The 450-nt window shown below is 63.1% G+C and carries 1 pseudogene; it reads right to left on the bottom strand.

Annotated elements, in window-relative coordinates:
• Positions 1–450 (bottom strand): annotated as a pseudogene (locus AC1DS3_RS39515) (alkaline phosphatase family protein); the annotation flags it as partial.

Below are 450 nucleotides of genomic sequence, written 5' to 3'. Positions count from 1 at the left end.
GCACGTGGCGGCGTATTTTTCCCAGGCGCAGTTCAGCGCGTCGATCATGTCGCCGTCGTTGATGATGGTGAGATCAGCGCGGTTCTGCGGGGACTGGCCGTGCTTGGCCGACAGGACCACCACGGTGCTGGTGCGGTCGAGGGCGCCGACCAATGTCGTCAGCTGGTTGTTGACGAAGGTCAGCGCGCTTTGCAGCACCACGCCGGGCGCGGTCCCGTTCATGGTGTAGCCGCCCAGGCCGCCGGCAACCTTGGTGGCGGTGTTGTTCGGATCCGTGTAGTAGCTGGATTTGTTGAGCTTCTGCGCGGTCGACACGGCCTGGAAGTTCATGCCGAAGATGGCGGGGGTGCCCGGCGAGCCGTTGCCGGCATGATCGTGGCCCTTGATCCAGTTGAGGACGGCTTGTACCTTGAAGCTGTCGTAGCGCTGTGTGTTGGTGTTGTCCTTGGT

It is taken from the genome of Cupriavidus sp. 01L46, from assembly GCF_056399905.1.
This window is presented reverse-complemented; position numbering and strand designations above follow the sequence as displayed.